Raw genomic sequence first — 23577 nt, forward strand, 5'->3', positions numbered from 1 at the left:
GTTCGAAAGGGAAAGCCGAAGCTTACCGTTCCGAAAGCTCCTTGGCCTGCCGGGTTTCGTTATCCGCCCCTGAGCGGTTGCGATTGCAGGCCCGGGCATACTCGGCCAGGCGCAGCGCCACCTTGTTCTGGATCAGCGCCAACGGCGCCGGCCGCAGCTCACCGGCCTCGATCGCCTTGAGCTGTTCGGGCATGAACTGGCTGAGCAGCATCTGCGGCGGCGCGTGCGCGGTGAGATTGGCGACCAGCGTGTCCAGTGCCGCCTGTACCGCCGGCTCGCCCCAGTAATAGCGGCTGCGGTCACTGAGCGAATACGCGCGCAGCAGGCGCAGTTCGTGCTCGTCACCCTGGTAGTAGCTGCGCCAGCTGCCCGGTGCGTCGACCATGCAGCGGTCCAGTACCTCGATCAGATGCGAGCATTGCGCGGCGGGCAGCAGTTCGCGCTCGATCATCGCCAGCGCGAACACCGCCTCGCGGAAGGCGTAGGTCGCCGCCGGGCCGACTTTCAGGATCGCGAAGTGATCGCGGACCAGCGCGTGCAGACCGGCTTCGGTCTGGTAATCGGTGGAGTGCGCTTCGAACACGATGCCCGGCTGCCGTTCGACGAAGGCCGAGAGGTCGGCGGCGGCGGCCGGATCGTAGTAGTGCACGCTGCTGTGGTCGAAATCCACGCCGGGCTGGACGACCATCGCGATCACGCGCTCCCAGGCCGGCAGCAGGTCCGGGGCGGAGAACGCCTCACGGTGAATTGCCAGGGTGGTCGCTGCGGCCGCCGGCGTGGTCACCTGCAGGCCGCCGGCCAGCGAGGCTTCACCGCCGGGAATCGGTACCTCGGTGCCGATCACGTAGACCGGTGGCGGCAGCCCGTGCTCGGCGGCCGTGCGCTCGGCGATGCGCGCCAGCTCGGCCGAGCGCGCCGCGACGATGGCATCCGGCAACGGGGTCGGGTCATCGGCGCAGGACATGCTGCAGTCCAGGTGGATCTTGTGGAAACCGGCGGCGACATAGGCGGCGATCAGTTCGCGCGCGTTTGCCATTGCGGCGTCTGCCGGGCCCTTCTGCCAGGCGTTGGGACCGAGGTGGTCGCCACCGAGCACCAGCCGCTCGGTCGGGAAGCCGGCATCGCGCGCCAGCTGCAGCACGTAGTCGCGGTACTGCGGCGGGGTCATGCCGGTGTAACCGCCGAACTGATCGACCTGGTTGGAGGTCGCCTCGATCAGCAGCAGGGTGTCGTAGCGCTGCGCGACCTGCATCGCCGCCAGCAACACCTGCGCGTTGCTGCAGCAGACGCTGTACAGCCCGACGGGGTGGCCCTGGCGGTGGGCGGCGATCAACGATTGGACGGCGGACATGGCAACTCCAGTAACAGCGGTGTTCAGGGGGAAGGGTGGTGCTGGCGCGCGAGCAGGGCGGCGCCCCGCGCACCGCCTGCATCGCCGAAGGTGGGCGGCAGGATCGGCGGCACGCGTACGCCGTCGAACAGGTAGGGCGCGATCGCGGCCGGGAGGTCGCGGTAGAGCTGTTCCAGCTTGGAGAGCCCGCCGCCGAGCACGATCACGTGTGGGTCCAGCGCAAGGATCAGGCTGGCGAAGCTGTAGCCGAGCAGGTCGCGGTGGATGATCAGGGCCTGCTGCGCGATGGCATCACCGGCCTGGGCGCGTGCGACCACCTCGGCGGCATCCAGCGCGTCGCCGCCACGGCGTTCATGGATCATCGCCAGGCCGCTGCCGGACACGTAACGCTCCAGGCAGCCGCGCAGGCCGCAGCCGCAGTCCAGCACGGGCAGATCGTGGCGCTGCTGCAGCGTGGCCGGCAGGCTCCAGTGGCCCCACTCGCCGGCGATGCCGTTGTGACCGGCGATCAGCCGGCCGCCGACGCAGAAGCCACCGCCTGCCCCCGTGCCGAGGATTGCCCCGAACATGCTGGGGTAGCCGGCGGCGGCGCCGTCATGGGCTTCGGACAAAGCAAAACACTGCAGGTCATTGCCCAGCTCCAGCGGGCGCTGCAGGCGTGCCTGCAGGTCCGCACCGACGGTCTGCCCGGTCAGGCTGGGCACGTTGGCACTGAGCTGGCGGCCGCTGACGCGATCACGCACGCCGGGCAGGCCGATGCCGACCCCCACGCCGCGCTGGCCGAGTGCGGCATCGGCCGCGTCGACCAGATCGACGATCACCTGCAGGAACGCGGCGTAGTCGCGGGTCGGCGTCGCCACGCGTTGGCGGTGGTGCACCCTCAACGTGGCGTCGCACGCGACCAGTTCGATCTTGGTGCCGCCGATGTCGATCCCGTACCAGGTCTGCATGCGTGCTCAGCCGTGGGGGTGGATGGTCACGCCCTGCACCACACGGTTGACCGTGCCGTCGGGGAAGGGATTGTCCGGGGTCATGCCGAGCGCGGCCGAACGCTGCAGCGCATAGCACTGCGGCACCAGCAGCCACAGCGGGGCCAGCCACGGATCGGGCAGCGCGGGCGCATCGAGCACGAAATCGCCGTCGGCGCGGTCCGCGTCGTCCGACCCGATCGACAGCACCCGCCCGGCGATGCCATCGCGGCGCAGTTCGTTCAACAGGTCCTGCTCGTAGCGGCGGGCCAGTGGCTGCGCGCTGCGCAGCATCACCACCAGGGTCTCGCCGTTGAGGGTGGACTTGGGCCCATGGCGGAACCCCAGCGGCGTATTGGCCAGCGCCAGCACGCGGCCGGCGGTGAGTTCGAGCACCTTCAGCGCGGCCTCGCGGGCGACCGCTTCGAGTGGGCCGCTGCCGAGATAGATGACGCGCGAATACGGCGCCTGGGCGAGGGTGACCACCGCGGCATCCCAGGCATCCAGCGCACGCTCGCCATGGCTGGCCAACGTGCGAAGACGCTCCAGCCGCGCTTCCCACGGGGCGCTGTCGAACGCACTCAGCGCGGCCAGCAGCATGCAGCTCAGGCTGCTGGTCATGGCGAAGGCGCGATCACAGCTGGCCGGTGGCATCAGCAGCGACAACGTATCGCTGCGGCCGTGGCCACGCGTGGCGAGTTCGCCCTCGGCATTGCAGGTGATATCCACGAAGCGCGCGTGCTCCACCTGGTCGCGGACCAGATCCACCGCGGCCACGCTCTCCGGGCTGGAGCCGCTGCGCCCGAATGACACCAGCAGGGTGGGGCGGTCGCGGCGCAGGTACAGCGCCGGATGGGTCAGCAGGCTGGTGGTATGCACGGCGCGGACCTCGGCAGGCCACTGCGCATTGATCTGGTCGGCCACCATCTCGGCGATGAAGCCCGAGCTGCCGGCGCCGGTGAAGATCACCAACTGGTTGGGATCGCGCAGGGCCTGCCCGAGGAAGCCATCGACGCGCGCCTGCGCGGCCTCCAGCAGGCTGGCCAGCGCAGCCCACACGCGGGGCTGCTGGGCGATTTCTTCGGCGGTATTGGCGCCACCGAGGCGCTGCCACGTGGGCAAATCAGGGAGCAGAGAAGCGTCCATTCGCAATTCCTGTTGGGCGACCGCACCTTCTGCGTTTTCTTTCGAAATGTCAAATAGCGAAAGATAAAGAAAAGGTCGGTGGGTCACAGTTTTTGTCTTTCACCCGAAGGCCGATGCCGGCTCCTCGTTATGAATGCCGCGCTGCACCAAGGTTTCAGACGATCACAAACGCGCATTCAGGTGGCATTTGGAAAGTGCCGCGCTGCCGCATCTTTCGTTTATAGCAAAATATCCTTCCTTTTTCTTTGCAATTTGTTGACATCTTTCGAGACCCTGCCCTAGAGTCGGCCGCACTGGTTTCAGTTTCCCGCTGACCGCGGGCTTGGGGGCAAGGTGGACTTCCGGTTTCGACGCACTGGTCTGAAGATCGCACTGCTCACCGCAGTGGCTCTGGCTGCCACTGCCAACGCGGCGCCGGTGGGCAACCTGCGTGCGATCACCGCTGCCCCCGCCAACGACGGCACCGCCGGCTGGACACTCAGCACCGATACCGGCGCCACGCTGCGCGTGGAGTTGCTGCGCGATGACGTGCTGCGTGTGCGCGCCGGCCGCAACGGCACGCTGACCGATGCCGGTGACAAGGCTGCCCCGATCGTGCTGCCGCAGCCGCCCGCGAAGGTCGCCTTCGAGGTGGAAGAAGATGGCAACGAGGTGCGTATCCGTACCGACGCCCTGGTGCTGCGCATCCAGCGCCAGCCACTGCGTCTGTCGCTGGATCGCCGCGAGGGCGAACGTGATGTCGCGTTGTGGCACGAACTGCAGCCGCTGGATCTGGACAAGGACCAGAGCGTGCAGGTGCTCTCCAGCGAAGGCGATGAGCACTTCTACGGCGGCGGCCAGCAGAACGGTCGCTTCGAGTTCAAGGGCCGCGAACTGGAGGTGTCGTACTCCGGTGGCTGGGAAGAAGGCGATCGCCCCAACCCGGCGCCGATGCTGCTGAGCTCGCGGGGCTGGGGCATGCTGCGCAACACGTGGAGCGACGGCACCTATGATCTGCGCCAGGCCGACCAGGCTACGCTGCTTCACCGCGAGGACCGCTTCGATGCGTACTACTTCGTCGGGCCGAGCCTGCATACGCTGCTGGACCGTTACACCACGCTGACCGGCCGCGCCGGCCTGCTGCCGCGTTGGGCGTTCTCGTATGGCGACGCCGACTGCTACAACGATGGCGACAACATCAAGAAGCCCGGCAGCGTGCCCGACGGCTGGCGCGACGGCCCCACCGGCACCACCCCCGATGTGGTGGACAGCGTGGCCAGGCAGTACCGCGACCACGACATGCCCGGCGGCTGGATCCTGCCCAACGATGGTTACGGCTGCGGCTACAAGAAGCTGCCCGAAACCGTGCAGGGCCTGGCCAAATACGGCTTCAAGACCGGCCTGTGGACCGAGAACGGCGTCGACAAGATCGCCTGGGAAGTCGGTACTGCCGGCAGCCGCGTGCAGAAGCTGGACGTGGCCTGGACCGGCAAGGGCTACCAGTTCGCGATGGACGCCAACCAGTCCGCCTTCAACGGCATCATGAACAATTCCGACTCGCGCCCGTTCCTGTGGACGGTGATGGGCTGGGGCGGCATCCAGCGTTACGCGGTGGCCTGGACCGGCGACCAGAGCAGCAGCTGGGATTACATCCGCTGGCACATTCCGACCCTGATCGGCTCGGGCCTGTCCGGCATGGCCTACGCCAGTGGGGACGTGGATGCGATCTTCGGTGGCAGCGCCGAGACCTTCACCCGTGACCTGCAGTGGAAGAGCTTCACCCCTGTGCTGATGGGCATGTCCGGTTGGTCCGGCAACGCGCGCAAGCACCCGTGGTGGTTCGATGAACCCTACCGCAGCGTCAACCGCGACTACCTCAAGCTGAAGATGCGCATGACCCCGTACATGTACGGGCTGGCACACGATGCGGCGACCAGCGGCGCGCCGCTGCTGCGCGCGCTGATGTGGGACTACCCGCAGGACCCGCAGGCCTATACCGAAGCGCACAAGTACCAGTTCCTGCTCGGCCGCGAGCTGCTGATCGCGCCGGTGTACCGCAGCCAGGCCGCGAGCCGTGGCTGGCGCCGCGACATCCACCTGCCGCAGGGCCGCTGGATCGACTACTGGGACGGCCGCCAGTTGGCCGCCGGTGCCGAGGGACGTTCGCTGGATCGCGCGGTCGATCTGGCGACGATTCCGGTGTTCGTGCGCGCCGGCGCGATCATCCCGATGTACCCGGCGATGCTCTACGACGGTGAAAAGCCGTTGGATGAAGTGACCTTCGATCTGTACCCGCAGGGCACCTCGCAGTACACGCTGTACGAAGATGATGGCGCCACCCGCCGCTATGAGAAAGGCGAATCGAGCACGCAGGCGATCACGGTGCAGGGACCAGCGCAGGGCAGCGGCCCGGTGCAGGTGCGCATCGAGGCGGTGCAGGGCCAGTACGCCGGCCAGCTGCCGCAGCGCCGTTATGCGCTGCGCGTGCTCAGCCGCCAGCGTCCCGCCGCAGTGATGCTGGACGGCCGTGCGCTGCCGATGCTGGCCGACCAGGCAGACTGGAAGGGCGCCAACGAAGGCTGGTACTTCGACGCGACCGAGCGCCGAGGCACCCTGCACGTGCGCACCGCACCGACCGACATCCGCCAGCCGCTCGCACTGCAGCTGGAGCTGCCGATCGCCGCCGCACCGGCCGACGATGCTTTCCCGGCCGCACCGGAACTGGGCCGCGCGCTGCCCTCCGACAGCCTGCTGGTGGTCAACCGCCCGGCCGAGGAGCAGGGCTACGAGATGGAGAAGGCCTTCGACGATGATCCGGCCACGTGGTTCCGCACGGTGCGCAACCAGGCGGTCAAGACCGGTGCGCACGAGTGGGTGCTGGGCTTCGGCGAACGCAAGCTGATCGACGGCATCGAACTGGCGCCGCGCAACGACCAGCACTGGAAGAGTGGGCAGATCCGCGATTACGAAATCTACATGGCCGACAGCAACGGCGAATGGGGTGAGCCGATCAAGCGCGGCCGCCTGACCCTGCAGCAAGGCGTGCAGCAGATCGATTTCCCCGCCCATGCCGGCCGCCTGCTGCGCTTCCGCGTGCTCAGCACGCAGAACCCGGAAGGCGACGGTGCCAGCGGTGCCGACCCGATGGTGACCGCTGCGCAGGGCAGCGTGGCGCGTGCGGTGGATGCGCTGCAGCCGCGCGATGTCGGCCCGATCGTGCTGTCCACCTTCCACGTGCTGGAGCATCCGCAGCCGGAAGGCCCGGCGCAGCAGTTGTATCTCTCCACGCTGCCCATGCCGGCCCCGCTGAAGGCCAGCGTCGCTGCCGACCACGCCTTCGGTGGCCAGACGGAGATGCGCATGAACGGGCTGCATTTCCGCCGCGGCCTGGGCGTCAACGCCAGCAGCCGGATCGATCTGCAGCTGGGCGGCGGCTGGCGCCTGCTGCGCGCCGACCTGGGGATCGATGATCAGTGCCGCACCGCGGGCGGTATGCAGTTCCAGGTGTGGGGTGACGGTCGGCTGCTGTACGACAGCGGCCTGGTCAACGCACCCGGCGTGGTCAAACCGGAGCTGGACGTGCGCGGCCTGCAGCGGCTGAGCCTGCGCACGCTCGGGGCGCAGGGCGATCACCCCGCGCAGGTCTGTGGCAACTGGGCCAATGCCGCCCTGATCGGACAGGAGGGCGATACCGCCAGCATCGTGTCGCCGTAACCGAACCGCCTCTCGAAATACCGCTCTCTCCCGTTTCCCGTCTGCGGCCGTCTGGCCGCGGCACGGGGGACGTTTGCCCGAAAACACCCATCCACCGCCAGCCCCACGCTGCGGATCGAACAAGGAGCCAAAGATGTTGACCGAACGCCATCGTCATCGCCGCATCACCGCCACCCCCTTGTCCATCGCACTCGGCCTGGCCGTCGCGGTGGTCGGCAGTGCCAGCGCCCAGGACGCAACGCCGGATACGAAAGCCACCGAGCTGTCGCGCATCGAGGTGACCGGCTCCAACATCCGCCGCAGCGATGTGGAAACCGCCTCGCCGGTGCAGGTGATCAGCAAGCAGGACATCGAGAACATGGGCGCGCGCACCCTGCTGCAGGTGCTCGACAACCTGCCGGCCGCACGCCCGGGCCAGCAGGACTCGCGCTCACTGTTCACCGGCTCGGACGGCGCCTCGCAGGCCAACCTGCGTGGCCTCGGCGCGCAGGGCACGCTGGTGCTGCTCAATGGCCGTCGCCTGTCCTACTACGGCGCGCCGGCCGGCTTCCAGACCCAGTTCGTCAACATCGATGCGATCCCCGCCGCAGCGATCGAACGCATGGAAGTGCTGACCGACGGCGCCTCGGCGGTGTACGGTACCGATGCGGTGGCCGGCGTGATCAACGTGATCACCAAACGCTCCTACCAGGGCGCGGAGATCAACCTCACCACGGATAAATCCTCGCGGATCAGCTCCTACGGTGAACACCAGGGCAGCATCACCGCCGGCTTCGGCGATCTGGATGAAGACCGCTACAACGTCTACGCCTCGATCAATCTGTACCGGCGCGATGCGATCCCGCTGAGCGACTTCTACGACAAGCGGCCCGACCAGTACTACGTCAACAACCCCAACTACCTTCCCAACCTGCGCCTGGGCACCGGCAGCAAGCCGGGCGAGTTCAACCCGGGCAGCTACTTCGCCTTCGATCCGGTCACCGGCCGCCGCGTGCAGGAAGCCGCGCCAGGCTGCAACAACGTGCTCACCAGCGAAGCGGCCGGCCCGCGCTGTATCTGGGAGACGTGGATGAACAACGAGATCGACGCCGGCGCCAAGTCCGAGCGCAACACGGCGTACGTCAACGCCCACTTCCTGATCGGTGACAGCACCGAAGCCTTCGCCGAGGCGACTTACACCGACATCGACCTGACCGCCAACGGCGGTACGCCGCGCGCCTACGGCACCACCACCGGCAACCCGACCAGCTGGTTCTCGCGCAACACCGGCACCACGGTCAACCAGTTCCTGTATCCGTACCTGGGCCCGAACAACGAATACAACAATGCCTCGCCCGAACTGAAGGCACTGATGGGCGGCGTGGTTGGCCTGCAGTACCTGCTGCAGGACGTGGGTGCCAACCACTTCGGCCAGCGCAACACCGATCAGAGCTACCGCGTGGTGGCCGGAATGCGCGGTGACATCGGCGACTGGAACTGGGAAACCGCGTTCGCCACCGCCGGGAGCCACTCGGTCACCTACCAGACCACCAACGTGAACCTGGCCGGCTTCGAGAAGGCCTTCGGCCCGTATTCTGTCGATCCGGGCACCGGCCGCGTGATCATTTCCGATCACCCGGCGTACAAATTCGGTGAGATCAGCGAGGCCAACGCCGCCCTGATCCGTGAAGCATTCCCGACCTTCGACATCCAGTCCTGGACGCGCCTGCATACCCTGGACGGCAAGATCGAAGGTCCGCTGTTCCAGATGCCGGCCGGCGAAGTGCGTGCGGCCTTCGGCTTCAACGCCAGCCGCGAGACCTTCTACACGCCCGGCAACCCGGACGCGGCCAACGGCCTGATCACCCAGCAGGGTGGCTCGTGGTTCGACGGCAAGCGCAACACCTATGCGCTGTTCGCCGAGACGGTGGCGCCGCTCACCGAGAAGCTGGAACTGGACGCCGCACTGCGCGTGGACAAGTACCCGGACTTCAGCGCCAACCTGGCCCCGAAGATCGGCCTGAAGTACCAGATGTTCGATCAGCTGATGCTGCGCGGCACTTACTCCACCGGCTTCCGCGCCCCCAGCCTGGCCGAGTCCGGCAACGGCGGCGTGTTCGCCCAGCTGGGCGGCTACCGCGATGAAGTGCGCTGCAACGAGACCAACGCCATCGCCAACCTGCTGTTGCAGTCGCAGCGCGGGGGGGATGTCGACCTCGGCAATACGCTGCTCAATACCGACTGCAGCCGCACCGTGGCGCGCATGACCCAGCCCAACCCGGATCTGAAGCCGGAGAAGGCCAAGATCACCACGCTCGGCTTCGTCTACGAGCCGACGCAGTGGTTGTCGGTGTCGGCCGATTACTGGTTCATCTACCGCAGCAATGAAATCGTCGCCCCGGATTTCACCCGCGACGAAGACATCATCTCTTCCACCCGTTCGCCGATCACCGAAAGCGACCGCGCCAACCTGGCCGCGCTGGCGGCGATGTGCGCCGACCCGGCCAGCGGCGTCGCCTGTCCCGGCACGCTGCCCGGCTACAGCGTGGGCAACGTGGCCAGCGTGGTGGGCCAGTACAAGAACCGTGGCAAGACCCTGATCGACGGCTTCGACATCGATGCACGCAGCCGCTTTTCGCTGGGCGAGTGGGGCAACCTCAACATCGGCGTGGCCGCCACCATCGCCAACCGCAACCGTTCCTACCTGGATGATGAAAGCGGCTGGTACTACGGCGACCTGGTCGGCTATTACAACAACCCGCGCCTGCGCGCCACGTTGAACGCGGACTGGAGCTACAAGCAGGTCACCACCAGCGTCTTCGTCAATTACGTGGGCGGCACCAAGTGGGCGCTGCAGCAGATCGACGAGGAAGACAACAACCCGCAGACCTGCACCGCCGGCTACCTGCCGGTGGAGCAGAGCAAGTGCGATGGCGCCCCGTCGTGGTGGACCGCCAACCTGAGCGTGGCCTGGCGTCCGGATGCCCACTGGAACGTCGGATTCACCATCAAGAACCTGTTCGACCGTCTGCCGTTCTATGACCCGAACAGCTTCCTCGGCGATTCCAGCGATTACGCCACCATCTTCGGTCGCGGCTACAGTCTGACCGTCGGCTACAAATTCTGATGCATCCCTCGCGCCGGTCCTGGCCGGCGCGATCTTCACACGAGGTACTGTCCATGAAACGCAGAGAATTCATCGCCGCCAGCGCGGCCGTCGCCGCCACCAGCCTGCTGCCGAACACGCCTGCCTGGGCGCGCGGTCGCAAGGTACGGCTGGGCCTGATCGGCACCGGCATGCGCGGCCAGGTATTGCTGAAGGAACTGGTCCGCCGCGATGACGTGGAGGTGGTCGCGCTGTGCGACATCGAGCCGATCATGCTCAAGCGCGGCATGGACATGGTCGCCAAGGCCGGCAAGCCGGCGCCCAAGGCGTACGGCCAGGACGGCGACGTCAACGCCTGGAAGCGGCTGATCGAGCAGCGCGGCCTGGACGGCGTGATCATCGCCACGCCCTGGGAGTACCACGCACCGATGGCGATCGCGGCCATGCAGGCCAAGGTCGCGGTGGGCTGCGAAGTGGTCGCCGGCATCACCCTGCAGGACCATTGGGACGTGCTCAAGACCCAGCTGTCCACCGGCACGCCGTACATGCTGCTGGAGAACGTCTGCTATCGCCGCGATGTGATGGCGGCGCTGCAGATGGTGCGCCAGGGCCTGTTCGGTGAACTGGTGCACCTGCAGGGCGGCTACCAGCACGACCTGCGCGGGGTGAAGTTCAACTCCGGCGACCCCAGCCAGCCGTATGACAGCGGCGTGGAGTTCGGTGCCAAGGGCTGGTCCGAAGCACGCTGGCGCACTGAGCATTCGGTGCAGCGCAACGGTGAGCTGTACCCCAGCCACGGCATCGGCCCGTGTGCGATGTACACCGGCATCAACCGTGGGAACCGCTTCACCCACATCAACGCGTTTGCCAGCAAGGCGCGTGGCCTGCACGAGTACACCGTGGCCAAGAGCGGTGGCACCACCCACCCGAGTACCAAGGTGGCCTTCAAGCTCGGCGACATCGTCACCACCACCCTGGCCTGCGAAAACGGCGAGACCATCCTGCTGCAGCACGACACCTCGCTGCCGCGCCCGTACTCGATGGGCTTCCGCGTGCAGGGCACCAAGGGCCTGTGGATGGATGTGAACCAGTCCATCCACATCGAAGGGCGCAGCCCGCCGCACAAGTGGGAACCGTTCCAGGCCTACCAGGATCAGTACGAGCACCCGCTGTGGAAGCAGCACGCCGCGACCGCCGCCAGCGCCGGCCACGGTGGCATGGACTGGTTCGTCATCCATGCCTTCGTGGAAGCCCTGAAGGCCAAGGCACCGATGCCGATCGACATCTACGACGCAGTCACCTGGAGCGCGATCACGCCGCTGTCCGAGCAGTCCATCGCCAACAGTTTTCAGACGCTGGAATTCCCGGATTTCACCGCCGGCCTGTGGAAGCAGCGCAAGCCGATCTTCGCGTTTGATGGGACGTACTGAGGAAGGCTGACGTCCCAGGGCCGGTACCGATGTGTACCGGCCATTCCGTGCGCGCGTTCACCCGGTCGGCCAGGCGATGGCGCGGCCCAGCCTGGGCGCGGTCAGCGCAGGCAAAGCAATGAACACGGGGAAGTGGCGAGGATGGTGCGCCCGGAGGGATTCGAACCCCCGACCAATGGCTTCGGAAGCCACTACTCTATCCGGCTGAGCTACGAGCGCGTTGTGTCCTGCGTCCCGCCGGGCCGCCTGATGGGGCCACGGACCGCCAAAGCGGCGCGGGAGGAGCATTCTATCCGTAAACGCCGCGCAGGTCTGCCCCCTGCACCGATGCGCCGGGCGGCGGCGCGCCCGGCCAGCCCAGGCGGTATCCTTTACCGATGGCTTACGAACGTTTTGAAGCGCCCGAGGCGGCGCCCCCGTCGCGCTGGCGGCACTACTGGAAGTTGATGCGCGCCGACCGTCCGATCGGCACCCTGCTGCTGCTGTGGCCCACCTGGTGGGCGCTGTGGCTGGCCTCCGGCGGGCTGCCGCCACTGTGGACGCTGTTCGTGTTCACCGCCGGCGTCTGGCTGACCCGCTCGGCCGGCTGCGTGATCAACGATTACGCCGACCGCTGGCTGGACCCGCACGTCAAGCGCACCAAGGACCGCCCGCTGGCCAGTGGGGCCGTGTCCGGCCGTGAGGCGCTGGCGCTGTTCGCCGGGCTGATGATCGTCGCTTTCGCCCTGGTGCTGACCCTGAACTGGCTCACCATCGGCATGAGCTTCATCGGCGTGTTCCTGGCCGCCAGCTACCCCTACCTCAAGCGCTACACCCACCTGCCGCAGGTCTACCTCGGCATGGCCTTCGGCTGGGGCATCCCGATGGCCTTCGCCGCGGTGCAGGGCGAGGTGCCGGTGATCGGCTGGCTGCTGTACGGCGCCAACATCCTGTGGTCCACCGCGTATGACACGTGGTACGCCATGGTCGACCGCGATGACGACCTGAAGATGGGCTCGCATTCGACCGCGATCCTGTTCGGGGATCTGGACCTGGTCATCCAGGGGATTCTCTACGCGCTGTTCCTGGGGACGATGGCGCTGGTCGGCCTGCGCGCCGGGCTGGGGTTCTATTACGGCGTCGGCGTCGGCGTTGCCGCAGGGTTGATCGCCTACGAGTTCTGGATTGCCCGCAAGCGCGAGCGCGATCCGTGCTTCAAGGCCTTCCTGCACAACAACTGGGTCGGCGCCGCGCTGTTCGCCGGCATCGCGGTGTCGCTGGCGGTGCGCTGAGGGGGCCACCCGACCAACGGTCGGGTGCTACCCGTAACGCGCGCAGTGGTAGTGCCGGCCGTTGGCCGGCTCCCGATCACCTCGCAGAGCCGGGCAGCGCCCGGCACTACGACCATTAGGCGACTGACAGCGCCGTTTGCAGCGCCCAGAATCCCTCCCATTGAATGATCGGGGAGGGTGGGCAATGAACACGGCAACGGTGGTGCAGGACGGCTGGATGGCGCGCGCGGCCTTGCGCTCGGCCGCCTGGGCGGAAAAGTGGTTCCCGGATGCCTATGTGTTCGCGGTACTCGGCGTGGTCATCGTCGCGGCCGCGGCGATGGGCTTCGGCGCGACTCCGCAGGCCACTGCCACCGCCTTCGGCGAGGGCTTCTGGAGCCTGATCCCCTTCACCATGCAGATGGCCTTCGTGGTCATCGGTGGCTATGCGGTCGCCACCGCGCCGATCGTGGCGCGCTTCATCGAGCTGCTGGCCCGTGTGCCCAAGACCGGCCGTGGCGCGGTGGTCTATGTCGGCCTGATCAGCATGCTCGCCTCGCTGCTCAGCTGGGGCTTCTCGCTGGTGTTCGGCGGCCTGCTGGTGCGCGCACTGGCGCGTCGCGAAGCACTCAACATGGACTACCGCGCCGCCGGTGCCTCGGCCTACCTTGGCCTCGGCGCGGTCTGGGCGATGGGCCTGAGCTCCTCGGCCGCCCAGCTGCAGGCCAACCCGGCCAGCATGCCGCCCGGCCTGGTGGAAATCACCGGCGTGCTGCCCTTCACCGAAACCATCTTCCTGTGGCAGTCGATCGCGCTGACATCCGCGCTGATCCTGGTGTCGCTGCTGATTGCCTGGCTCACCGCACCCGGCGCCGCCACCGCGCGCACGGCCAAAGACTTCGAAGGCGCCGCCCGCGCCGAGGCCGAGCCGCTGCAGCCGCGCACCCGCCCCGGCGAGTGGCTGGAGTACAGCCCGCTGCTGACCGTGCTGCTCTCGCTGCTCGCGTTCGGCTGGCTGTTCGGCGAGTTCGCCAGCAAGCCGGTGGTCACCGCCATCGCCAACCTCAACACCTACAACTTCCTGTTCATCTCGCTCGGCCTGCTGCTGCACTGGCGCCCGCGCAGCTTCCTCAACGCGGTGGCCAAGGCCGTCCCCAGCACCACCGGCGTGCTGATCCAGTTCCCGCTGTATGGCGGCATCGCGATGATCCTCACCCACGCCACCGGCAGTGGCGATGAGACCCTCGCGCATCGCCTGTCCACGCTGTTCGTGCATATCGCCACCACCGACACCTTCGCGCTGGTGATGGGCGTGTACTCGGCCGTACTCGGCTTCTTCGTGCCCTCCGGCGGCGGCAAGTGGATCATCGAAGCGCCGTACGTGATGCAGGCCGCCAACGAACTGAAGGCCCATCTGGGCTGGGCGGTGCAGGTCTACAACGCCGCCGAGGCGCTGCCGAACCTGATCAACCCGTTCTGGATGCTGCCGCTGCTGGGCGTGCTCGGCCTGAAGGCGCGCGACATCGTCGGCTTCACCTTCATCCAGTTGCTGGTGCACATCCCCCTTGTGCTCGGCCTGCTGTGGCTGCTCGGCATGACGCTGACCTACGTGCCGCCGGTGATGCCGTGATCGTCATCTGCGCGTCATCCGCACGGAGCGGTGCCGGAATGGCCTGTTCAGTCGCACGGCAAGCTGGCTGGCACGTAGCGGCATAAGGGAATTCGAACCGTTCATATGCAGGCCAACGCCTACTGCGACATGGGGTTTGTACCCGCAGAAAACGTTGGCGGGGAGACGTTGACGAATTCGTATACAAACCCCCACACGTCGTTAACCTGCCGCTGCAGAGGATGGCCCCGACCGCAACATTCCGTTTGCGGCAACCGGAGAATCGAGATGGCTCAGCAGAACCAGCAGAACCCGAATCAGCGCGGCGAACAGCCCGAACGCGGTCGCGACCAGCAGCAGCAACAGCAGCAGGAACAGCAGCAGCGCAACCAGAACCAGCAGCAGGGCGGCCAGCAGGACGAGGAAGAGTGAGCCCAGCCGGCTGTTGTGTGAACTGAAGCCCCGCTCCGGCGGGGCTTCGTTCGTCCGGGCCTGTTCAGCCAGAGCGCAGATGCCAGCCCAGTGCGTCGTCTTCGACCACCGCGCCAGGCACCACGTCATGCAGCACGACGCAGATGCCGCGCGCATTCGGCAGCACTTTCTGCTCGGGGAACCAGCGGCGCGTGGCATCGACCACGATCAACAGGCCTTCGTCATCGCCGAGCGGTGCGAAGTGCGGCGTGGGCTGTGACAACGGATTCAACCCGAAGGCCGCCTCGGCCGTCGCCTGCACTTCGCCCACGTGTTCAGCGGGCAGGCCGACCTCGCTGATGCAGGTCATCTCGCTGCCATGGAACTCGCCTTGGCGCTCGCCGGCAGGCAGTCGCCGCCGCGCGATCAACTCCAGGATCAGACCGTCTGGCCCGGTGAAATAGATCGACTCCGAATCCCAGCGACCATCGAAGGTGAAATGGTCATGGCCCTTCAGATCGCGCTGCAGGGTGGCGCGCGCTTTGAGCCATTCTGTAGCCGCCTCGAATCGATTGGCCGGCACGTTGAACGCCAGGTGCACACCACCGACCGGGTTCGATCCTGCGGGGTGCAGCTCCAGGGTGCTCCAGCCGATGCGCACGGCCGAGCCCTCGACCGGCAGCTGAAGTTCATCGCGGAAGTACGCCACGGTGGCGGCGACATCGGACACGGGAAGATCGATATGGTGGATGCGCATGGAGGGGAATGCCTCACGTAGATACATCGACATTCTGCCGCAGGTGCATGTGTCTCAGTGATGAACCCAATGCACTGCAAGCCGATCGAGGCCACCCATCACCGGGCATTGCAACTGCATCTGCTACAACGATGTACCGATGCCGGGACGCACCACCGGCGCACCACAAACTACTATCAAAGGAGTACTCCCGCGATGGGCATGCTGGTCGATGGAACATGGCAGGAAGGCACCGCAGGTGCCGCCGATGAGGATGGTCATTTCAAGCGCGAGGAGTCCACCTTCCGCGATTGGTTGAGCGCCGATGGCTGTGATGGCCCGAATGGCGAGCCTGGCCTCAAAGCGGCGTCTGGGCGGTTCCGCCTGTATGTGAGTCTCGCCTGCCCGTGGGCACATCGCACGTTGATCGTGCGCGCGCTGAAGGGCCTGCAGGATCTGGTGCCCGTGTCGGTGGTGAACTGGCACATGGGCGATCAGGGTTGGACCTTTGAGCCCGGCCCGCAGGTGACGCCGGAGCCCGAGCGCGGTGCACGCTATCTGCATGAGCTGTATGCGGCCGCCAAACCTGGGATGACCGGCAAGGTGACGGTGCCGGTGCTGTGGGATCGCGAGCGCGGGACGATCGTCAGCAATGAATCGGCGGACATCATCCGGATGTTCAACACAGCCTATGACGGATTGGGTGCGAAGGCCGGTGACTTCTATCCGGCCGCGCTGCGTGCTGAGATCGACGCGATCAACGAACGCGTCTATGCCACCGTCAACAACGGAGTTTACCAAGCGGGTTTTGCGTCAACGCAGGAGGCGTACGAAGAGGCTGTTGGGCCGTTGTTCGATACGCTCACCTGGTTGGACGAGCGACTGCAGCAACATGCGTGGGTGGTGGGCGATGCCATGACCGAAGCCGATATCCGTCTGTTCACGACGTTGATCCGCTTCGATTCGGTGTACTACGTGCACTTCAAGTGCAACGTGCGGCGCATTGCGGACTTCGCTGGCCTGCATACGTTCGTGGCGCGGATGATGGCGATTCCCGAGGTGGCGGATACGGTGAACTTCCAGCACATCAAGCATCACTATTACGAGAGCCATCGGCATCTCAATCCGTCGGGGATCGTGCCGGTGGGGCCGGAGCGGGCTTACTGAGGCGGCTGCCAATCCGTCAGTGAGCTGGTTCCAGGATCACCACCGGCACAGATGCCAGCAGACGCTCAAACTGCTGATGTTGCTCCGTGTCCATTTCCCGGACGGGAATGGGCATCGCGCCGCCCTCGATCAGTTCGATGAGATAAGCCGCCTGCAACCGCTGCACATGCTTCACCTGGTGCCATGTTCGGAAGGCAGTTCTGCCTCTGCTCGTGCGCGAGATGCCTGCCGCACTGAAGACGAACGCACAGCGACCGACGCGGAGCATCTTCCAGGCAAAGATCGGCGGCACCACAACGGCCAGGACGACGCTTTGCACGATCGGCCAGTTCCAAGGGCTGGTGCGATTCAGATGCTCGTTCCGGGCCACCATGTCCATCGCAATGACTTCATGCAGCAACTGCCGGTACTCCGCAAGCTGATACGACACGTCGATCTCGATGCGCGGACCTGTGTGCTCCACATAGCCTCCTTGGATGTGCTTGGAAGTCATCGCCATTGCAGTGAGGTGCTACGTTCTGTGTGTCGCTGAGCGCGGCTGAACGACAGTACTTCACTTCTGGGACCGGTGCTGGGCAATGTGAGCGAAGAGGGTCTTCGTACCGATGTTCTGAAACGACTGCGTCGTCGTATAGGCGCTGATGGCATTGTTGTGTGGCCCGGACGTCAGTATTCCTCGAGACTCCGCTTCGACGAATGCCGCGCGACGCTCGTCCTCAGTGAAGACCGTATTGGTATTCGCTATGACTCCCATGAGGAGCGTTCCCTCAAGCGTCTTGAACGGGTTGATCCTGGAATTCCCTGAGAGGTAGTCGGAGGCCAGTTTCGCGAGGGCTGTCCGCATCTCATCGGTAGGGCCGCCGGTTGCGGCGCGCATGGCGTCGGTTCTCTGGGTAAGTGCCGCGTTGACGAGGGTCCTCGCATCCCCTGCTCTTGAGAGAGCGATATTCGCAGCCGAATGCCGCAGTGCCGTAGCGCTGGCAGAGGGGCTGGCAACAACGGCAGACGATGCGATGCGTCCAATGCCTACGGTATTTTTCATGTGTAGCGTCTCTCCATGTGATTCCTGCTCCCTGCTGGCACTGTGTGTGCTTGACCACGAGGGCCAACGTTGCTGGCAGATTCGTTGCGTGGCGTGGGATGTGGTGGTCGCCGATGCACTGCTATTGCACCCCCATCCCTCGATCCAACTGCCGATACCCGATCGCCTCTGCCACATGCGCCGTCGCGATGTCCTGCGCATGGCCCAGATCCGCCAATGTCCGCGCCACCCGCAGGATGCGATGCATCGAGCGCGCTGACAGCTGCAACCGCTCCACAGCATCCTCCAGCAGTTGCTGATCCTCCCCTGACAGCCGGCAATGCTCGCTCAGCTCGAACGGCAGCAGCTGTGCATTCGCCTTTCCACTTCGCAGCAGCTGCACTTCCCGCGCGGCCACCACACGGGCACGAACACTCGCGCTATCCTCGCCAAGCGGCGCGTCATCGCGCAGCTCACGCGGGTCCAGCCGAGGCACTTCGACATGCAGATCGATTCGGTCCATCAACGGCCCGGAGACACGCCCGCGGTAGCGACGGATGACCTCTTCGGTGCAGAGACAGCGCCCGCTCCGGTCGCCTGCCCAGCCACACGGGCACGGATTCATCGCCGCAACAAGCTGAAACCGGGCAGGAAACCGTTCGGTACGTGCAGCGCGGCTGACCACGGCAACACCGGATTCAATCGGCTCGCGCATGACCTCCAGCGCGTGCCGGCTCCACTCGGGCAGCTCGTCCAGAAACAGCACGCCGTTATGCGCCAGCGAAATCTCGCCAGGGCGCGGATGCGACCCACCGCCAATCAGCGCGACGGCGCTGGCCGTATGGTGTGGCGCTCGGTAGGGCCGCTCTCTCCAGCGCCCCGCATCGATGCCCTGGCCGCTGCACGAGGCGATGGTGGCCGCTTCCAGCGCCTCCAGCTCGCTGGCAGCGGGCAGGATGCCGGACAGGCGCGAGGCCAAGAGGGTCTTGCCGCAGCCGGGCGTGCCGAGCAGCAGCAGGTGATGCCCACCGGCCGCCGCGACCTCCAGCGCCCGCCGGGCCTGCAGCTGGCCGCGCACGTCGCGCAGGTCGGGGATGCTGACCGGCAGTGGGTCAGCCGCCACGGCCGGAGGCAGTGTGCCGCTCTCAAGGGCGCTGCAGACCTCCAGCAGGGTGCGGGCAACGCGAACGTCAGCGTGCTGGGCCAGTGCGGCTTCTTCGCTGTTGGCGGCGGCCACGATGAGGCTGCGGCCGTCCCGGGCGGCAGCGATCGCCGCTGGAAGGACGCCGTCGACACCGCGCAGCTCGCCGGTCAGGGCCAGTTCGCCGAGGAACTCGTACCTGTCCAGGCACTGCGCATCGATCTGACCACTGGCGGCGAGGATGCCCAGCGCGATGGCCAGATCAAACCGCCCACCCTCCTTGGGCAGATCGGCCGGGGCCAGGTTGATGGTGATGCGCCGCTGCGGAAACTCGAACCGCGCGCAGATCAGCGCGGCACGCACGCGGTCACGCGATTCCCGTACGGCGGCGGCCGGCAGACCCACGATCTGGGTGTGCGGCAACCCGCCGGACAGGAATACCTCGATCCTCACGGCCGGCGCTTTGACGCCGGCACGGGCACGGCTGTGCACCAGCGCAAGGCTCATGCAGTTGTTTCCGGGGTCTGCGGCATGCCGTGCACAGTGGCAGCACACGGAGCACCCGATCCATCAGCACTTGCCGCGCCGTGGGGTAGGCAATCGCCGCCACCGTATCCAGCACTCCCGCTAGACTGGATGCCCCCACGCTCCACGCCGTCGAACACCATGGATATGCACCACCGCTCCGGCGCAATCGAACTGGTCGCCATCGATATGGACGGGACCCTGCTCGATCCGTCCCACACGCTCACGCCCCGGGTGATGCAGGCCATCGCCCGCGCCCGCGCGCAGGGCGTGCAGGTGGTGCTGGCCAGTGGCCGCCCGGTGTCGGGGATGGCACCGTTCCTGCAGCAGTTGGGGATCGCGAGCGAGCAGGACTATTGCATCGCCTGCAATGGCGCGGTGGTGCAGAACATCGGCAGCGGCCAGCGCGTCATCGAGTTTCCGCTGAGCTTCGAGGACTTCGTGTTCTGCGAGCGGATCTCACGCGAACTCGGTATCCACTTCCAGGCGCTCGATGGTCGGCGCATGTACACGCCCAACCAGGACATCAGCCACTACACCGTGGCCGATTCGCACCTGTCGAACGTGCCACTGTCGTATCGCCGGGTGGCGGACATGGACCCGGCGATGCAGTTCATCAAGCTGATGATGATCGATGAGCCGGAGGTGCTGGATGCCGCCATCCAGCGCCTGCCATCCGAACTGACCGATCGCTTCGCGGTGCTCAAGAGCGCGCCGTTCTTCCTGGAAGTATTCGATCACCGCGCCGGCAAGGGCCCGAGCCTGGAGAAGCTGGCCGCGCACCTCGGCGTGGACCGCGCCAACGTGATGGCGGTGGGCGATCAGGAGAACGACCTGACCATGCTGCAGTTCGCCGGCACCAGCGTCGCCATGGGCAACGCGATTCCGGCGGTGAAGCAGACGGCGCGCTTCGAGACGGCGACCAACGCCGAAGATGGCGCGGCGCTGGCGATCGAGCGGTTCGTGCTGCAGGACGTGTAACGCGCGTTATCCCCTCGCGCGGCTGCGGGGACGCTTCGCGCGCGACCAGGGCAACGCCATCATCAGTGCAAACACCAGCAGGGTCGGCAGGGTGAAGACCCACATTTCGCCACCACCGATCCCCGTACCGATGGCGAGCAGGCCGTACCCGGCCAGCTCCAGCGCGGCAATGGACGTGGTGTTGTGCGCGAGCAATGGGAGGCAGGCGATGAACGGGGCAGGCAGCGCGCCGTGGCCACCGACGACCAGCGTCGGTGCGAGTAGTCCAGCCAGCACGGAGAAGACGACGCGGTAGGCGCTGCGGCCAAGCGCGCCGTCGATCCGGATGAAGCGCATCAGGTACATGGCGACGATCACTGCCACGAGGCAGGTACCGGCGATGGCCAGCATCTGGGCATCATGTTGACTCATTCAGACGTCCTTATCGCATCGTGGATGGAGGGCAGCCGCTGCCGCCTCCGCAGATCCTGGCGTAGCCTCACTCGCGGGGCGCAGCCGCCCCTCGCGTTTCCAGCTCGGCCACCACTTTCTCCAGCGCCTCCAGCTTCTCGCGGGTGCGCAGCAGCACGGCACGCTGCACGTCGAACTCCTCGCGGGTCACCAGGTCCAGCTTGCCCAGCCCGGCCTGCAGCGCGGTCTTGAAGGTGGCCTGCAGTTCTTCGCGCGACTGGCGCAGGCCCGGTGGGACCATGTCGCTCAGGCGGCGGGCGAGGTCATCGAGGTGGTTGAGGTCGATCATGCTGCGGCTCCGCGGGGTATACGCCAAGGATAAGCCGCCACGCTGCCGGCGGCACTGACCGCGCGCATCGCGTTCACCGGCGGACAGGCGTTATCCTCGCAGCCTGGAACACAGGAGTGCAGACGGATGAAGATGGTCATGGCGGTGGTCAAGCCGTTCAAGCTCGACGACGTGCGCGAAGCGCTGGCCGAGCGCGGCGTCACCGGGATCACGGTCACCGAGGTCAAGGGCTTCGGGCGGCAGAAAGGCCACACCGAGCTCTACCGCGGGGCGGAGTATGTGGTCGATTTCCTGCCCAAGGTGAAGATCGAAGTGGCCGTCGTCGACAATCAGGTCGAAGAGGTGGTGGAGGCCATCGTCAAAGCCGCCGGCACCGGCAAGATCGGTGACGGCAAGGTCTTCGTGTACGACCTGGGCACCGTGGTGCGCATCCGCACCGGTGAGCTGGACGCCGACGCGCTGTAACGCGCGCGGCTTCCCGAGGGCACCCGCGATCAGGCGTGGCCCTTGAACCAGCGGTAGAAGCGCTTCCAGGCCACGCGCACCCCGGCCACCCAGCGCGGGTCGGCCACCCGGGCCGCCTCGGAGGCGCTGGGGCGCTCGCCGGTCAGGCGCTGGCGCATCTTCAGCAGGTTCTTCATGTCGCTGCGGCGCAGCTGGCGTGAGACCGGGTGTACCGGCAGCCAGCGCGGGCTGCGCCAGGCCGAGGTGAAGTCCACCAGCACCGGCACCCCGCCGCTGACCATCACGTTGGTGCCGTGCAGATCGTTGTGGGTGATGCCGGCGGCGTGCAGGCGGGTCAGGGCGTACTGCAGCTGCTCGAAGACCTCGATGCCGACCGACTGGGCCGCGCTCAGGGTCTGGCCGGGAATGAACTCCATGCCCAGCGCGAGGCCGCCGATGGTGCCGAGCAGGGCCGGGGCGTGCTTCCAGCCGCTCAGGCGCTGCAGGATGCGCGCTTCGCGGCGGACCAGCAGGCGGGCGATCGGCGACAGCGGGGTGCCGCGATACCGGGTGTAATCCTTGACCACCGCAGGCTGGCCATTGAGGCAGGTGCGGTAGACATCGGGCTCCAGGAGGCGTTCACCGCGCTTGAGCAGCTCGGCGGGGGTGGTGTCATCGACACACGGGGCAACAATTGTGTTCATAGGGGTCTGTGCGACCCGGCGGTCGGCGCAATGCGTCAGGCGTACCGGTGCTGCTTACTGTGGGAACTAAAGATTTCGTTAATTTTAGTACTCGCCAGTACACGAATCCAGACGATGTCGGAGAAATGTCGTCGCCCAGCGTGGAACAGTTCGTCGCGCTGAAGCGGACAATCTTGTATCGTTTGGGATAATTTCTTTTTCAATCAGTCGCTTGGGTAGCGGGCGATTGAGCAATGCGGTGAAGGAACGGCAGGAGTGCGTCGCGCAGCTGGTCCAGGCCAGGCGGTTCGATCGGGAAGTGACCGCACGCCTCCAGCAGTACCCGCTGGCGCGGCGCGGCCAGCCGCTCGAAGAAGCGGTCGCTGATCTGAACAGGCGTCCATGCGTCGCACGCGGGATGGACCATGAGCACCGGGCAGCGGGTGAACTGCTCGGGCTCCACGGCCGGCGGGGTGTCGAACAAGGACGCGAGCAGGCCCAGCGGTACCCGGTTGCCACCGCCCAGCGGGTCGCGGCAGACCAGCGCCGACAGCGCGGGATCGCATGACATCCGGTCCATGTGGGTGAACCAGCGCACCGGCACGCGCAGGCCCCGGGTCAGCCGGCTCACCGGGCGCAGGGCAGGCAGCAGCCGCCGCATCCAGGGCTGCCGCACCAGCGCAGCCTGCACGGCGGGATCGCGCGGGTCGGCCAGGGTGGTGGCCACCAGACCACGCACCCAGGGCGATTCAGCGGCGACCAGATAGGCCAGGTAGCCGCCGATGCTGGCACCCAGCAGGACGAAGGGGCGCGCGCGCTGTACGTGCTCAGCCTCGATCAGCGCCAGCAGGCTGCGTTTCCACGCCGCGTAGTCCACCTGTGACCAGGGCGCGGGGCTGAGCCCGTAGCCCGGCAGATCGGGGGCCAATACTTCATGGCCCGCCACTGCCAGGCGCTGGGCCAGTGGCGCAAACATCCGCCCGTAGCCGCCAGCGCCATGCACCAGCACTACACTCAGTGCGGCATCGGCCGGGCCATGGCGGTCCAGCTGCAGCGCGCCGAGGCGACCTTCAATGCGCTCCGCACGTGGCGCCACAGCACCGGCTAGCGGCTCAAAAAACCCTTGGTAGGCCTGGCTGAGGACGGGGTAGGGATCGGGGGTGGCAGGACCGTGCATCGGGACAGTCTAGGCGGTCC

The 23577-nt window shown here is 66.6% G+C and carries 20 protein-coding genes and 1 tRNA gene; 9 read left to right on the top strand and 12 right to left on the bottom strand.

The features are described 5' to 3' along the window. Window positions 1–22 precede the first annotated feature (22 nt). From K4043_RS06620 to K4043_RS06630, 3 genes are read right to left on the bottom strand one after another with little or no spacing between them, the layout of a single operon-like run. Entirely contained in the window at window positions 23–1351 is a 1329-nt protein-coding gene (locus K4043_RS06620; protein ID WP_265308666.1) for a D-tagatose-bisphosphate aldolase, class II, non-catalytic subunit, read from the bottom strand. 23 nt (window positions 1352–1374) lie between these two features. Then, the gene (locus tag K4043_RS06625) at window positions 1375–2301 is read right to left on the bottom strand and encodes an ROK family protein (protein WP_265308667.1); all 927 of its coding nucleotides are present in this window, start codon (window positions 2299–2301) and stop codon (window positions 1375–1377) included. Window positions 2302–2307: 6 nt separating this feature from the next. Further along, window positions 2308–3465, bottom strand: coding sequence for an SIS domain-containing protein (locus K4043_RS06630; protein WP_265308668.1), 1158 nt, complete (start codon window positions 3463–3465; stop codon window positions 2308–2310). A 333-nt stretch (window positions 3466–3798) separates the two neighbouring features. On the opposite strand from K4043_RS06630, the gene K4043_RS06635 reads away from it, so the two are divergent. From K4043_RS06635 to K4043_RS06645, 3 genes are all read left to right on the top strand, one after another. After that, window positions 3799–7158, top strand: coding sequence for a TIM-barrel domain-containing protein (locus K4043_RS06635; protein WP_265308669.1), 3360 nt, complete (start codon window positions 3799–3801; stop codon window positions 7156–7158). A gap of 133 nt (window positions 7159–7291) precedes the next feature. Beyond that, entirely contained in the window at window positions 7292–10264 is a 2973-nt protein-coding gene (locus K4043_RS06640) for a TonB-dependent receptor (RefSeq protein WP_265308670.1), read from the top strand. A gap of 53 nt (window positions 10265–10317) precedes the next feature. Continuing rightward, window positions 10318–11673 (top strand): Gfo/Idh/MocA family oxidoreductase, encoded by a 1356-nt coding sequence (locus K4043_RS06645; RefSeq protein WP_265308671.1) that lies wholly within the window; start codon window positions 10318–10320, stop codon window positions 11671–11673. A 142-nt stretch (window positions 11674–11815) separates the two neighbouring features. On the opposite strand, the gene K4043_RS06650 is transcribed toward K4043_RS06645, so the two are convergent. Then, window positions 11816–11892: transfer RNA gene (locus tag K4043_RS06650), tRNA-Arg, on the bottom strand. A 158-nt stretch (window positions 11893–12050) separates the two neighbouring features. Here K4043_RS06650 and ubiA point away from each other — a divergent pair. The 3 genes from ubiA (at window position 12051) to K4043_RS06665 (ending at window position 14964) form a co-directional block, all read left to right on the top strand. Then, the gene (ubiA, locus tag K4043_RS06655) at window positions 12051–12944 is read left to right on the top strand and encodes a 4-hydroxybenzoate octaprenyltransferase (protein WP_176987916.1); all 894 of its coding nucleotides are present in this window, start codon (window positions 12051–12053) and stop codon (window positions 12942–12944) included. Between the two features lie 217 nt (window positions 12945–13161). Further along, complete coding sequence (locus tag K4043_RS06660) at window positions 13162–14553, top strand: TIGR00366 family protein (RefSeq protein ID WP_152151094.1); 1392 nt, start codon at window positions 13162–13164, stop codon at window positions 14551–14553. 267 nt (window positions 14554–14820) lie between these two features. Then, window positions 14821–14964 carry a hypothetical protein gene (locus tag K4043_RS06665; RefSeq protein WP_265308673.1) on the top strand — a complete coding sequence of 48 codons (144 nt, stop codon included), beginning with the start codon at window positions 14821–14823 and terminating at the stop codon, window positions 14962–14964. Window positions 14965–15028: 64 nt separating this feature from the next. Here the strand turns inward: K4043_RS06665 and K4043_RS06670 are convergent, their stop codons facing one another. Further along, window positions 15029–15700 carry a VOC family protein gene (locus K4043_RS06670; protein WP_265308674.1) on the bottom strand — a complete coding sequence of 224 codons (672 nt, stop codon included), beginning with the start codon at window positions 15698–15700 and terminating at the stop codon, window positions 15029–15031. A gap of 195 nt (window positions 15701–15895) precedes the next feature. Between K4043_RS06670 and K4043_RS06675 the strand changes: the two genes are divergently transcribed. After that, window positions 15896–16846, top strand: coding sequence for a glutathione S-transferase family protein (locus K4043_RS06675; protein WP_265309312.1), 951 nt, complete (start codon window positions 15896–15898; stop codon window positions 16844–16846). Window positions 16847–16862: 16 nt separating this feature from the next. Here K4043_RS06675 and K4043_RS06680 read toward each other — a convergent pair whose 3' ends face one another. The 3 genes from K4043_RS06680 to K4043_RS06690 all read right to left on the bottom strand — a co-directional run bounded on the left by K4043_RS06680 (window position 16863) and on the right by K4043_RS06690 (window position 19515). Beyond that, on the bottom strand, window positions 16863–17339 hold the full coding sequence (locus K4043_RS06680) for a YcxB family protein (RefSeq protein ID WP_265308675.1): 477 nt from the start codon (window positions 17337–17339) through the stop codon (window positions 16863–16865). Window positions 17340–17399: 60 nt separating this feature from the next. Further along, on the bottom strand, window positions 17400–17888 hold the full coding sequence (locus tag K4043_RS06685; RefSeq protein ID WP_265308676.1) for a hypothetical protein: 489 nt from the start codon (window positions 17886–17888) through the stop codon (window positions 17400–17402). A 121-nt stretch (window positions 17889–18009) separates the two neighbouring features. Continuing rightward, window positions 18010–19515: a YifB family Mg chelatase-like AAA ATPase gene (locus K4043_RS06690; protein WP_265308678.1), complete on the bottom strand. Its 1506-nt coding sequence runs from the start codon at window positions 19513–19515 to the stop codon at window positions 18010–18012. Window positions 19516–19674: 159 nt separating this feature from the next. Between K4043_RS06690 and yidA the strand changes: the two genes are divergently transcribed. Then, window positions 19675–20514 carry a sugar-phosphatase gene (gene yidA / locus K4043_RS06695; RefSeq protein WP_265308679.1) on the top strand — a complete coding sequence of 280 codons (840 nt, stop codon included), beginning with the start codon at window positions 19675–19677 and terminating at the stop codon, window positions 20512–20514. A 6-nt stretch (window positions 20515–20520) separates the two neighbouring features. Here the strand turns inward: yidA and K4043_RS06700 are convergent, their stop codons facing one another. Beyond that, window positions 20521–20925 carry a hypothetical protein gene (locus tag K4043_RS06700; protein WP_265308680.1) on the bottom strand — a complete coding sequence of 135 codons (405 nt, stop codon included), beginning with the start codon at window positions 20923–20925 and terminating at the stop codon, window positions 20521–20523. Between the two features lie 67 nt (window positions 20926–20992). Beyond that, window positions 20993–21253 carry an accessory factor UbiK family protein gene (locus K4043_RS06705; protein WP_265308681.1) on the bottom strand — a complete coding sequence of 87 codons (261 nt, stop codon included), beginning with the start codon at window positions 21251–21253 and terminating at the stop codon, window positions 20993–20995. Between the two features lie 126 nt (window positions 21254–21379). Between K4043_RS06705 and K4043_RS06710 the strand changes: the two genes are divergently transcribed. Next, complete coding sequence (locus K4043_RS06710; RefSeq protein WP_123729924.1) at window positions 21380–21718, top strand: P-II family nitrogen regulator; 339 nt, start codon at window positions 21380–21382, stop codon at window positions 21716–21718. 29 nt (window positions 21719–21747) lie between these two features. On the opposite strand, the gene K4043_RS06715 is transcribed toward K4043_RS06710, so the two are convergent. Together K4043_RS06715 and K4043_RS06720 are read right to left on the bottom strand one after the other, a co-directional pair. Then, window positions 21748–22401, bottom strand: a complete 654-nt coding sequence (locus K4043_RS06715) for an RIO1 family regulatory kinase/ATPase (protein WP_265308682.1) — start codon at window positions 22399–22401, stop codon at window positions 21748–21750. 199 nt (window positions 22402–22600) lie between these two features. Continuing rightward, window positions 22601–23476, bottom strand: a complete 876-nt coding sequence (locus K4043_RS06720) for an alpha/beta hydrolase (protein WP_265308683.1) — start codon at window positions 23474–23476, stop codon at window positions 22601–22603. Between the last annotated feature and the right edge of the window lie 101 nt (window positions 23477–23577).

This window comes from Stenotrophomonas sp. SRS1 (assembly GCF_026130205.1).
GTDB lineage: Bacteria > Pseudomonadota > Gammaproteobacteria > Xanthomonadales > Xanthomonadaceae > Stenotrophomonas > Stenotrophomonas rhizophila_B.

What these genes read in the sequence shown, in the direction of transcription:
- K4043_RS06690 (WP_265308678.1), bottom strand. Translation starts at nt 19,515, where the DNA reads ATGAGCCTTGCGCTGGTGCACAGCCGTGCCCGTGCCGGCGTCAAAGCG.
- K4043_RS06660 (WP_152151094.1), top strand. Translation starts at nt 13,162, where the DNA reads ATGGCGCGCGCGGCCTTGCGCTCGGCCGCCTGGGCGGAAAAGTGGTTC.
- K4043_RS06670 (WP_265308674.1), bottom strand. Translation starts at nt 15,700, where the DNA reads ATGCGCATCCACCATATCGATCTTCCCGTGTCCGATGTCGCCGCCACC.
- K4043_RS06620 (WP_265308666.1), bottom strand. Translation starts at nt 1,351, where the DNA reads ATGTCCGCCGTCCAATCGTTGATCGCCGCCCACCGCCAGGGCCACCCC.
- K4043_RS06645 (WP_265308671.1), top strand. Translation starts at nt 10,318, where the DNA reads ATGAAACGCAGAGAATTCATCGCCGCCAGCGCGGCCGTCGCCGCCACC.
- K4043_RS06630 (WP_265308668.1), bottom strand. Translation starts at nt 3,465, where the DNA reads ATGGACGCTTCTCTGCTCCCTGATTTGCCCACGTGGCAGCGCCTCGGT.
- K4043_RS06700 (WP_265308680.1), bottom strand. Translation starts at nt 20,925, where the DNA reads ATGAGTCAACATGATGCCCAGATGCTGGCCATCGCCGGTACCTGCCTC.
- K4043_RS06680 (WP_265308675.1), bottom strand. Translation starts at nt 17,339, where the DNA reads ATGACTTCCAAGCACATCCAAGGAGGCTATGTGGAGCACACAGGTCCG.
- K4043_RS06705 (WP_265308681.1), bottom strand. Translation starts at nt 21,253, where the DNA reads ATGATCGACCTCAACCACCTCGATGACCTCGCCCGCCGCCTGAGCGAC.
- K4043_RS06685 (WP_265308676.1), bottom strand. Translation starts at nt 17,888, where the DNA reads ATGAAAAATACCGTAGGCATTGGACGCATCGCATCGTCTGCCGTTGTT.
- K4043_RS06715 (WP_265308682.1), bottom strand. Translation starts at nt 22,401, where the DNA reads ATGAACACAATTGTTGCCCCGTGTGTCGATGACACCACCCCCGCCGAG.
- K4043_RS06640 (WP_265308670.1), top strand. Translation starts at nt 7,292, where the DNA reads ATGTTGACCGAACGCCATCGTCATCGCCGCATCACCGCCACCCCCTTG.
- K4043_RS06665 (WP_265308673.1), top strand. Translation starts at nt 14,821, where the DNA reads ATGGCTCAGCAGAACCAGCAGAACCCGAATCAGCGCGGCGAACAGCCC.
- ubiA (WP_176987916.1), top strand. Translation starts at nt 12,051, where the DNA reads ATGGCTTACGAACGTTTTGAAGCGCCCGAGGCGGCGCCCCCGTCGCGC.
- K4043_RS06710 (WP_123729924.1), top strand. Translation starts at nt 21,380, where the DNA reads ATGAAGATGGTCATGGCGGTGGTCAAGCCGTTCAAGCTCGACGACGTG.
- K4043_RS06675 (WP_265309312.1), top strand. Translation starts at nt 15,896, where the DNA reads ATGGGCATGCTGGTCGATGGAACATGGCAGGAAGGCACCGCAGGTGCC.
- yidA (WP_265308679.1), top strand. Translation starts at nt 19,675, where the DNA reads ATGGATATGCACCACCGCTCCGGCGCAATCGAACTGGTCGCCATCGAT.
- K4043_RS06625 (WP_265308667.1), bottom strand. Translation starts at nt 2,301, where the DNA reads ATGCAGACCTGGTACGGGATCGACATCGGCGGCACCAAGATCGAACTG.